A 10,023-nucleotide genomic window follows, 5' to 3' on the forward strand; every position below is an offset into this window, starting at 1 on the left:
AGTCGATACATACGGCGACTGTCACACCGCATTCGCGAGCAAGCCCGCTCCCACAGTTTCAACCGCATTCAGTCTTCGAAATGAATGGGGCATTGGTCGGCCCCTTCCAGTTTCTTCAGCTCTTCCACCACCTGCGGCCGGGCCTTGCGCAACGCCAGGCTGCGCCCCACTCCATTCAATCGGCGCGCTTCCTGGTGTAGCATCTCCACCCCGGAATAGTCGATGAAGTTGATCTGCTGCGCCTCGATCACCACCCGCTGGCCGTGCAGGCTTTGCAGCCGTACTTGCAGGTAATGGCTGGCGCCAAAAAAGATCGACCCGCCGACTCGCAGCACATCGTCCTCTCCGTCACGCCATTGCTGGACCCGCGGCTGTGAGGTGCGCTTGAGGTAGAAAAACAGCGACGCCAGCACCCCGGCGTAAATGGCCGTTTGCAACTCCAGCAACAGCGTGGCGATGCAGGTCAGGCTCATCACCACGAACTCTGCGCGGCTGACCCGGAACAGCGCCCGAATACCACGATGGTCGACCAACCCCCAGCAAATCAGCAGGATGCTGGCGGCCATGCTCGGGATCGGGATATGCGCGATCAATGCCGCACCGAACAGCGCGAACAACGCCACCCACAACGCGGAAAACACTCCCGCCAGCGGCGAACAGGCGCCTGCCTCATAACTCAGGCCCGACCGTGTGAAGGAACCCGCCGACAAGTACCCCGAGAAAAATCCACCGACGATGTTGGATAAACCCTGGGCGCGCACTTCCTGATTTGCATCGAGCAATTGTTGGGAGCGGGCCGACAGTGAGCGCGCAATCGACAGGCTGGTCACCAGCCCCAGCATGCCCACCGCCACGGCACTCGGCAGCAGGCGCAGGACCATGTCCAGGTCCATCGGCAGCGGGCTGAACGGTGGCAGCTTGCCGACAAATGAACTGACCCGCGCCACCTCCCCGAACATCGTCGGCCACAGCCACGGGATGAGGCTGCCCAGGGCCAGCGCGACCAACAGGGTTGGCCAGCGCGGTACCCAGAGTTTCAGCAGCACCCCCACCAGCAAGGTGCCGAGCCCGAGCACCAGTGAAGGACGATTCCACTCCCCGGCATGGTTGATCAGCGCCAGCAGACTGTTGATCGCCGTGGCCTGGCTGGGCAGGTCCAGCCCCAGCAGGTTGGGCAGTTGGCCCAGGGCGATCACCACCGCAGCGCCGAGGGTGAAGCCGAGCACCACTGAATGCGAGACGAAATTCACCAGGGCGCCGAAGCGCAGCATACCCAACAGCCATTGGAAGACGCCGGCCAGGAACGTCAGCAGCAGGATGAGTGTGATGTAGTCCTGGGAGCCGGGCACGGCCAGCGGGCTGACGCTGGCGTAGAGCACGATAGAGATGGCTGCCGTGGGGCCGCAGATCAGGTGCCAGGAAGAGCCCCACAAGCAGGCGATCAATACCGGGATGATCGCGGCGTACAGGCCATACTCCGGTGGGAGACCGGCGATCAGCGCGTAGGCAATGGACTGGGGTAATGCCAGGACTGCACCGCTCAGGCCGACGACCGCGTCCCTTCCGACGCTGGCGCGGGTTTGGCGCGGGAGCCAGCTGAGGAAGGGAAAGAGTGTATGGCGGTTGGGCCAGGGCATTGGAAACTCGGTTGAAGAGGTTTGAATCAGAGTATCAGGCTCATGATGATCGTTCCCACGCAGAGCGTGGGAACGATCAGTGCATCAGAGTTTGGCTTTTACAGCGGCCAGCGCATCCTGGCCGTCCACGGTTTTAACCCCGTCCAGCCACTTGTCCAGCACCGCCGGGTTCGCCTTGATCCACGCCTTCGCCGCGTCCGCATTACTGACCTTCTTGTTCACCACCTCAGCCATGATGGCGTTCTCCATCTCCTGGGTGAAACTCAGGTTGGTCAGCAATTTCCCCACATTCGGGCACGCCTGTGCATAGCCCTTGCGGGTCAACGTATACACGCTGCCGGTGTCACCAAAGTACTTCTCCCCACCCTTGAGGTAATGCATCTTCAACTGCACGTTCATCGGGTGCGGCGTCCAGCCGAGGAAGGTCACGAACTTCTGCTTTTTCACCGCCCGGGACACTTCGGCCAGCATCGCCTGTTCACTGGACTCGATCAGCTTCCACTGGCCCAGGTCGAAGTCGTTTTTCTTGATGATTTCCTGCAACGAGAGATTCGCCGGCGCACCCGAACCGATGCCGTAGATCTTCTTGTCGAACTTGTCGGCAAACTTGTTCAGGTCGGCAAAGTCATGCACCCCGGCGTCCCAGACATAGTCCGGCACGGCCAGGGTGAACTCGGTGCCGTCGAGGTTCTTCGCCAGTTGCACCACATCGCCATTGGCCACGAACTTGTCGTAGAAGCCCTGCTGCGCCGGCATCCAGTTACCCAGGAACACGTCCACCTGGCCGTCCTTGAGCCCGCCAAAGGTGATCGGCACCGCAAGGGTATCGACCTTGGCCTTGTAGCCCATGCCGTTCAACAGGAAACCGGTAATGGCATTGGTGGCGGCGATATCGCTCCAGCCCGGATCGGCCATCTTCACGGTGTCGCAGCTGGTGTCCGCGTAGACGCCGGCACTGCTCAATGCCAGCAGCGCAACGCTCAACACGGTGGATAACTTTTGCATGGCCTTCCCCTCAGTTTTATTGGTTTTGGCAGGGTTGTGGAAAACGTGCCTTGCGCTCCAGATCGTCGAGGTCGATGTGGTTGCGCATGTATTGCTGACTGGCGTCTACCAGTGGCTGGTGGTCCCAGCTCTTCAGCTTGCCCTGGGTCAGCGCCTCGAACACCAGGCGGCGACGGCGTTGGCTGGCGAGCACCTGCTGGTGGATCGCCGGGATGTCCCATTTGGCCCGCGCTTCATGAAAAAACGCCTCGAACAGTGGCCGGTGTTCCGGTGACTGGCTGAGGTCCTCCCGCTCGTGCGGGTCGTTGTGCACATCGAACAGCAGGCACGGATCGTCCTCGCTGTAGATGAACTTGTAGGCGCCACGGCGAATCATCATCAGCGGGCTGATGGTGCCCTCGGCCATGTACTCGCCGAACACTTCGTCGTGCCCGCCCTGCCCTTGCAGGTGAGACACCAGCGAGCGGCCGTCCAGCGCCAGCCTCGGGTCCAGCTCGCCGCCGGCCAGTTCCACCAGGGTAGGCAGCAGGTCGGCGGTGGACACGGCGGCGGTCACCCGGCCGGCCGCAAACTGCCCCGGCGCGCTGATCAGCAGCGGCACCCGGGCGGCCATTTCAAACCAGTGCATTTTGTACCAGAGCCCGCGTTCGCCGAGCATGTCGCCGTGGTCGCCGGAGAAGATGATGATGGTGTCATCGGCCAGGCCCGTGTCTTCCAGGGTTTGCAGGAGCTTGCCGACGTTACTGTCAATGTAGCTGCACGCGCCGAAGTAGGCGCGGCGTGCATCGCGGATCTTGTTCAGCGGCAGCGGCTTGTCCCACAGGTCATAGACCTTGAGCAGGCGCTGGGAGTGAGGGTCGAGGTCAGCCTGTGGCGGTGTTGCAGGCAGCGGGATGTCGTTGTCGTCGTACAGGTCCCAGAACGGTTTGGGAATGGTGTAAGGGTCGTGTGGGTGCGTCATCGACACGGTCAGGCAGAACGGCTGGTCGCCATCTTCGCGGATATGGTCGAACAGGTACTGTTGGGCCTTGAACACTACCTCTTCGTCGAAATCCAGCTGGTTGGTGCGCACGCACGGCCCGGCCTGCAGCACCGACGCCATGTTGTGGTACCAGGAGGGGCGCACGTCCGGCTCATCCCAGTTCACGGCCCAGCCATAGTCGGCCGGGTAGATGTCACTGGTCAGGCGTTCTTCATAGCCGTGGAGCTGGTCGGGGCCGCAAAAATGCATCTTGCCCGACAGCGCGGTGCGGTAGCCGAGGCGGCGCAGGTAGTGGGCATAGGTCGGCACGTCGGCGGGGAAATCGGCCGCGTTGTCGTAGGCGCCGATCTTGCTCGGCAACTGCCCACTCACCAGGGTAAAGCGCGATGGCGCACACAGCGGACTGTTGCAGTAAGCGGCGTCGAACACCACGCCCTCAGCGGCGAGGCGACTCAAGTTTGGCAGTTTGATAGGCGAAGGACCGTAGAACGGAAGCATCGGCGCGGCCATTTGATCGGCCATGATAAAAAGAATGTTCTTGCGCTTCATGGTTTCGCGGCATTCCATAGTCGATGTTTATGCGAATGAGCATGCAGGCCATGGAAATCGTGGTAAAGCCCATGAGAAGCAATGTCTAGGATAAGCCCAGCTTATGTATGAATCCCTCGGTCACCTGTCACTCGACCTGCTGCGTGCCTTTGAATCCGCAGCGCGCCAACGCAGCTTTACGGCAGCGGCGATGGAGTTGGGCACCACCCAGCCGGCCATCAGCCAGCAGATCAAGCGCCTGGAAGAACAGCTGAAGGTGCGCCTGTTTGATCGCATCTACCGTGGCATCGAGCTGACCGACGCGGGCGCCTTGTTATTCGAGCAGGTACAGGCCGGTTTGCAGAGCATCAACCAGGGCCTGAGCGCGATTGCCGAGCAGGACCAGCATGAAGTCCTGCAGGTGGCGACCGACTTTGCCTTCGCCGCGTATTGGCTGATGCCACGCTTGCATCGTTTCCATGAAGCCAACCCGCAGGTGGACGTGAGCCTGGTCACCAGCGAGCGTAACCACGCCACGTTGCGCAGCGATATCGACGTAGCGGTGCTGTTCGGTGACGGACGCTTCAAACAGGGCGACAGCCTGTGGCTGTTCAACGAGGAAGTGTTCCCGGTGTGCAGCCCGCAGCTACTCCAGGACCGAGTCGCGCCACTGTCGGTGCAGAGCCTGCTGGAGTTCCCGTTGCTGCACCTGCGCCAGCAAAACAACAACCAGTGGTTCGACTGGAGCGGGGTGTTTCGCGAACTGGGCCTCACCACCGCGCCCACCCCGGGCCAACTGCGTTTCGACAATTACACGCTGTTGATCCAGGCCGCGATCGCGGGCCAGGGCGTGGCCATCGGCTGGCGTCACCTTGTGGATAACCTGCTGGAGCAAAAATGGCTGTGCCGGCCGATTGGCGACACGGTGATCTCGCGCTTCGGCTATTACGTGGTGCTGCCCCAGCGCAAACGCCGCAGCCAGTTGATCGAGCGTTTCGTCGACTGGCTGATGACCGAACAGGCCAGCAGCGCACAATCGCTGACCGGTCTGGCCCTGCCGTCCATTGCGGTCTAGGATTTGCCGATCAATGAGCCCGGAGCCTGTCATGCAACGTATCAAGGGCTACCACGCCCATATCTATTTCGACGCCAACACCATCGACCAGGCGCGCAAACTCTGCGAAGACGCCGCGCAATTGTTTCCGCTGCGCATGGGCCGCGTGCATGAACGCCCGGTGGGCCCGCACCCGGACTGGAGCTGCCAGCTGGCATTCGAACCTGAATACATCGGCGTCGTGCTGCCTTGGCTGGCCCTCAACCGCAACGGCCTGGTGGTGTTCCTGCACCCGACCACCGGTGATGACCTCAAGGACCACACCGAACACGCGATCTGGATGGGGGCGATGCGCACGCTGGATCTGTCAATATTTTAAGCCTTCAATTTCCCTATATATGGGACTGATATTTATATATTGAGACTTTGCCGGTCTTGGGTTTATATTCGCCTCATCCGCTCAGAACACTCAGGTGAAGCGATGCAGGCGCAATTGATCGCGCTCGATTGGGGAACCAGTTCCCTTCGTGCTTACAAGCTCGGCCCGGCAGGCGTCGTGATCGAACGGCGCACCTTGGCGTCGGGGATCATGCACCTGCCGACTGAAGCCCGGGAAATAGCCGGTGTTCGCTGCAGCAACGGGTTCGAGCTGGCATTCGACGCAGCCTGCGGTGACTGGCTCGACACCCAGCCCGACCTTCCCGTTATCGCTTGCGGCATGGTCGGCAGCGCCCAGGGCTGGAGCGAAGCGGCTTACCGCGACACCCCGGCCGACGTCTCTACCCTCGGCCAGGCGCTGCATGTTGTGCGCAGCCTGCGAGGTACAGCGGTGCACATCGTGCCCGGCGTGATTCAACGCGGCGCGTTGCCCAATGTGATGCGCGGCGAAGAAACCCAGGTGCTTGGCGTGCTGCAAAGCGTGTCCGCCACTACCGGGAGCGACGTACTGATCGGGCTGCCGGGCAGCCATTCCAAGTGGGTGGAGGTGGTGGAAGGCTGCATCACTCACTTCGATACTTTCATGACCGGCGAGTTGTTCGCCGTGCTCAGTCAACACAGCATTCTGGGGCGCACCCAGCGCCCTTCCGAACAGTTCCAGGTGGCCGCTTTTGATCGCGGTGTTCAGGTTGCGCTGTCGGCAGACGGCCAAACGGGGCTGTTGTCGAACTTGTTCAGCGCACGCTCCCTGGGATTGACCGGCGAGCTGGCGCCTGACGAGCAACCGGACTATCTGTCCGGGCTGTTGATCGGCCACGAACTGACCGGCCTGCGCACTCGCAAGCCCAGCCAGCAGCGCGACATCGTCCTGGTCGGCACACCCCAACTCTGCACCCGCTACCAGCGTGCACTCCAACTCTGTGGCTTCCCCCACGTGACCCTGGCGCAGGAGGCTACCGAGCGTGGCCTTTGGCAACTGGCCATGGCGGCGGGGCTGCTGCCTGCAACCTGACGAGAGGCCCGACATGCTCAAGCAAGCACTGACACACAACGGTTTGATCGCGATCCTGCGCGGCCTGCGACCGGAGGAGGCGCTGGCGATCGGCGAGGTGTTGTACACGGCGGGCTTCAGGGTGATCGAAGTGCCGCTGAACTCGCCGGATCCTTATTCCAGCATCCGCATCCTGCGGGACAGCCTGCCCGCCGATTGCCTGATCGGCGCCGGCACCGTGCTGACCCCGGAACAGGTCGATCAAGTCAAAGCCGTCGGCGGCCAGGTGATCGTCATGCCCCATAGCGATGCCAAGGTGCTGCGGGCCGCCAAGGCCGCGGGCCTGTATCTGTCGCCGGGTGTGGCCACGCCCACCGAAGCGTTCGCCGCGCTGGCCGAAGGCGCCGACGTGCTGAAGCTGTTCCCGGCCGAGCAAATGGGCCCGGCGGTGGTCAAGGCCTGGCTCGCGGTGCTGCCCGCGGGCACGGTGTTACTGCCGGTGGGCGGCATCACTCCGGACAACATGCAGGTATTTTTCGACGCGGGCGTCAAAGGCTTCGGCCTGGGCTCCGGGTTATTCAAGCCGGGCATGAGCGTCGCCCAAGTGGCGAGCAACGCCCAGGCCTACGTCGCCGCCTGGCATGCCTTGGGCTGATCAGCGTTCTCCATCTACAAGAGAGATAAGAAGATGAAAATCACCAAACTGACCACCTTCATCGTCCCGCCGCGCTGGTGCTTCCTCAAGGTTGAAACCGACCAGGGCGTGACTGGTTGGGGCGAGCCCGTTGTCGAGGGCCGCGCCCATACCGTGGCTGCCGCCGTCGAGGAATTGTCCGACTACTTGATCGGCAAGGACCCACGCAATATCGAGGACATCTGGACCGTGCTCTATCGCGGCGGTTTCTACCGTGGCGGCGCGATCCATATGAGCGCTCTCGCCGGTATCGACCAGGCGCTGTGGGACATCAAGGGCAAGGCCCTCGGCGTGTCGGTCAGCGACTTGCTGGGTGGCCAGGTGCGCGACAAGATCCGCGTGTATTCGTGGATCGGTGGCGACCGCCCGGCCGACACTGCCCGCGCCGCCAAGGAAGCCGTGGCCCGTGGTTTTACCGCGGTGAAAATGAACGGCACCGAAGAGCTGCAATTTCTCGACAGCTTCGAAAAAGTCGACCAGGCCCTGGCCAACGTCGCCGCCGTGCGGGATGCGGTCGGTCCGAACGTCGGCATCGGCGTCGACTTCCATGGCCGGGTGCACAAACCCATGGCCAAGGTGCTGATGAAGGAACTCGACCCCTACAAACTGATGTTTATCGAAGAACCGGTGCTCAGCGAAAACTACGAAGCGCTCAAAGAGCTGGCGCCGCTCACCAGCACCCCGATTGCCCTCGGCGAGCGCCTGTTCTCGCGCTGGGACTTCAAGCGCGTGCTCAGCGAAGGCTACGTCGACATCATCCAGCCGGATGCGTCCCACGCCGGCGGTATCACCGAAACCCGCAAGATTGCCAACATGGCCGAAGCCTACGACGTGGCCCTTGCCCTGCACTGCCCGCTCGGCCCGATTGCCCTGGCAGCGTGCCTGCAGCTGGATGCGGTTTGCTACAACGCGTTCATCCAGGAACAGAGCCTGGGCATTCACTACAACGAGAGCAATGACCTGCTGGATTACGTGCGCGATCCGGGTGTTTTCGACTACGACCAGGGCTTTGTGAAAATCCCCAACGGGCCAGGCCTGGGCATCGAGATCAACGAGGAATACGTGATCGAACGCGCGGCCATCGGGCATCGCTGGCGCAATCCGATCTGGCGGCATGCCGACGGCAGCTTCGCGGAGTGGTAAACACCGCGAATTTGAGGTGAAAACCCGATCAATGTGGGAGCGGGCTTGCTCGCGAAGGCGGAGTGTCAGTCAACACATCCGCTGCAGGTAGACCGCTTTCGCGAGCAAGCCCGCTCCCACATTTGATTCGGTTTCTTCAGTAAGACCTGTCCTCAATAACCATAAGAAGAGGCAACCCCCATGCAATCCGAGTCCTTCACCGGGCAGGCTTCTTTAGTCACGCCCAGCCGAAAGCGTTTCTTCATCATGGTGCTGCTGTTCATCACCGTGGTGATCAACTACCTGGACCGCAGCAACCTGTCGATTGCCGCTCCGGCCCTGACCAGCGAGCTGGGGATCGACCCGGTGCATGTCGGGTTGATCTTCTCCGCGTTCGGCTGGACCTACGCGGCCATGCAGATTCCCGGCGGCTGGCTGGTGGACCGGGTGCCGCCGCGCATTCTCTACAGCGTCGCCCTGCTGCTGTGGTCGGTGGCCACGGTGATGCTCGGTTTCGCCGCCAGCTTCATCGCGCTGTTCGTATTGCGCATGGCGGTGGGCGCCCTGGAGGCCCCGGCCTACCCGATCAACAGCCGCGTGGTCACCACCTGGTTCCCTGAGCGTGAGCGAGCCACGGCGATTGGCGTCTACACCTCCGGGCAGTTTGTCGGGCTGGCGTTTCTCACGCCGGTATTGGCCTGGCTGCAACACGCCTTTGGCTGGCACATGGTGTTTGTCGCCACCGGCGGCGTGGGCATTGTGTGGGCGTTGATCTGGTACGCGGTGTACCGCGAGCCACGGGATTTCAAAGGCGCGAATGCGGCGGAAATCGAGCTGATCCGCGAAGGCGGCGGGTTGGTGGACATCCAGGCGCAGGCGGCCAAGGCACCGTTCAGCTGGGTCGACCTCGGCATCGTGTTGAGCAAGCGCAAACTGTGGGGGATCTACCTGGGGCAGTTCTGCCTGAATTCCACGTTGTGGTTTTTCCTGACGTGGTTTCCGACCTACCTGGTGAAATATCGCGGCATGGACTTCATCAAGTCCGGCCTGCTGGCGTCGCTGCCGTTTCTGGCAGCGTTTGTCGGGGTGCTGTGTTCGGGGCTGTTTTCCGATTGGCTGATTCGCCGGGGAGCGTCCGTGGGGTTTGCGCGCAAGTTGCCGATCATTGGCGGGCTATTGATTTCCACGGCGATCATCGGCGCCAACTTTGTTGATTCCACGGCGTGGGTGATTGCGTTTCTGGCGGTGGCGTTTTTCGGCAATGGCCTGGCGTCGATCACCTGGTCGCTGGTGTCGACCCTGGCGCCGGCAAGGCTGCTGGGGCTGACCGGAGGGGTGTTCAACTTCATCGGCAATCTGTCGGCGATTACCACGCCGATCGTGATTGGCTTTCTGGCGACAGGGGATTCGTTTGCACCGGCGATTACGTACATTGCGGTGCTGGCGTTGTTGGGTGCGTTGTCCTACATCTTGTTGGTCGGCAAGGTCGAGCGTATCGAGATTTAGGCGACTGCTGCGGCGAGGGGGCTTGCTGTGGCGAGGGAGCTTGCTCCCGCTGGAGTGCGCAGCGCT

The 10,023-nt window shown here is 62.1% G+C and carries 9 protein-coding genes; 6 read left to right on the plus strand and 3 right to left on the minus strand.

The features are described 5' to 3' along the window. Positions 1-68 precede the first annotated feature (68 nt). The 3 genes from ACW9I6_RS26410 to betC all read right to left on the minus strand — a co-directional run bounded on the left by ACW9I6_RS26410 (position 69) and on the right by betC (position 4,173). Positions 69-1,637: a SulP family inorganic anion transporter gene (locus tag ACW9I6_RS26410; RefSeq protein ID WP_457340021.1), complete on the minus strand. Its 1,569-nt coding sequence runs from the start codon at positions 1,635-1,637 to the stop codon at positions 69-71. Positions 1,638-1,721: 84 nt separating this feature from the next. Continuing rightward, positions 1,722-2,642, minus strand: coding sequence for a choline ABC transporter substrate-binding protein (choX, locus tag ACW9I6_RS26415; protein WP_102604433.1), 921 nt, complete (start codon positions 2,640-2,642; stop codon positions 1,722-1,724). A 16-nt stretch (positions 2,643-2,658) separates the two neighbouring features. After that, positions 2,659-4,173, minus strand: coding sequence for a choline-sulfatase (gene betC / locus ACW9I6_RS26420; protein ID WP_457340022.1), 1,515 nt, complete (start codon positions 4,171-4,173; stop codon positions 2,659-2,661). 103 nt (positions 4,174-4,276) lie between these two features. On the opposite strand from betC, the gene ACW9I6_RS26425 reads away from it, so the two are divergent. The 6 genes from ACW9I6_RS26425 to ACW9I6_RS26450 all read left to right on the plus strand — a co-directional run bounded on the left by ACW9I6_RS26425 (position 4,277) and on the right by ACW9I6_RS26450 (position 9,957). Further along, a complete protein-coding gene (locus ACW9I6_RS26425) occupies positions 4,277-5,227 on the plus strand; it encodes a choline sulfate utilization transcriptional regulator (RefSeq protein WP_177020344.1) in 951 nt (316 codons plus the stop codon). A gap of 31 nt (positions 5,228-5,258) precedes the next feature. Then, positions 5,259-5,585: a DOPA 4,5-dioxygenase family protein gene (locus ACW9I6_RS26430; RefSeq protein WP_003213639.1), complete on the plus strand. Its 327-nt coding sequence runs from the start codon at positions 5,259-5,261 to the stop codon at positions 5,583-5,585. Positions 5,586-5,687: 102 nt separating this feature from the next. Next, a complete protein-coding gene (locus ACW9I6_RS26435; RefSeq protein ID WP_457340023.1) occupies positions 5,688-6,656 on the plus strand; it encodes a 2-dehydro-3-deoxygalactonokinase in 969 nt (322 codons plus the stop codon). Between the two features lie 13 nt (positions 6,657-6,669). Further along, positions 6,670-7,290, plus strand: a complete 621-nt coding sequence (locus ACW9I6_RS26440) for a 2-dehydro-3-deoxy-6-phosphogalactonate aldolase (RefSeq protein WP_457340024.1) — start codon at positions 6,670-6,672, stop codon at positions 7,288-7,290. A 33-nt stretch (positions 7,291-7,323) separates the two neighbouring features. Next, positions 7,324-8,472 carry a galactonate dehydratase gene (gene dgoD, locus ACW9I6_RS26445; RefSeq protein WP_003213645.1) on the plus strand — a complete coding sequence of 383 codons (1,149 nt, stop codon included), beginning with the start codon at positions 7,324-7,326 and terminating at the stop codon, positions 8,470-8,472. A gap of 180 nt (positions 8,473-8,652) precedes the next feature. Continuing rightward, positions 8,653-9,957: an MFS transporter gene (locus ACW9I6_RS26450; RefSeq protein ID WP_401197859.1), complete on the plus strand. Its 1,305-nt coding sequence runs from the start codon at positions 8,653-8,655 to the stop codon at positions 9,955-9,957. The last annotated feature ends 66 nt before the right edge of the window (positions 9,958-10,023 follow it).

It is taken from the genome of Pseudomonas sp. SDO5522_S412 (genome assembly GCF_054071215.1).

What these genes read in the sequence shown, in the direction of transcription:
- ACW9I6_RS26410 (WP_457340021.1), bottom strand. Translation starts at nt 1,637, where the DNA reads ATGCCCTGGCCCAACCGCCATACACTCTTTCCCTTCCTCAGCTGGCTC.
- choX (WP_102604433.1), bottom strand. Translation starts at nt 2,642, where the DNA reads ATGCAAAAGTTATCCACCGTGTTGAGCGTTGCGCTGCTGGCATTGAGC.
- betC (WP_457340022.1), bottom strand. Translation starts at nt 4,173, where the DNA reads ATGAAGCGCAAGAACATTCTTTTTATCATGGCCGATCAAATGGCCGCG.
- ACW9I6_RS26425 (WP_177020344.1), top strand. Translation starts at nt 4,277, where the DNA reads ATGTATGAATCCCTCGGTCACCTGTCACTCGACCTGCTGCGTGCCTTT.
- ACW9I6_RS26430 (WP_003213639.1), top strand. Translation starts at nt 5,259, where the DNA reads ATGCAACGTATCAAGGGCTACCACGCCCATATCTATTTCGACGCCAAC.
- ACW9I6_RS26435 (WP_457340023.1), top strand. Translation starts at nt 5,688, where the DNA reads ATGCAGGCGCAATTGATCGCGCTCGATTGGGGAACCAGTTCCCTTCGT.
- ACW9I6_RS26440 (WP_457340024.1), top strand. Translation starts at nt 6,670, where the DNA reads ATGCTCAAGCAAGCACTGACACACAACGGTTTGATCGCGATCCTGCGC.
- dgoD (WP_003213645.1), top strand. Translation starts at nt 7,324, where the DNA reads ATGAAAATCACCAAACTGACCACCTTCATCGTCCCGCCGCGCTGGTGC.
- ACW9I6_RS26450 (WP_401197859.1), top strand. Translation starts at nt 8,653, where the DNA reads ATGCAATCCGAGTCCTTCACCGGGCAGGCTTCTTTAGTCACGCCCAGC.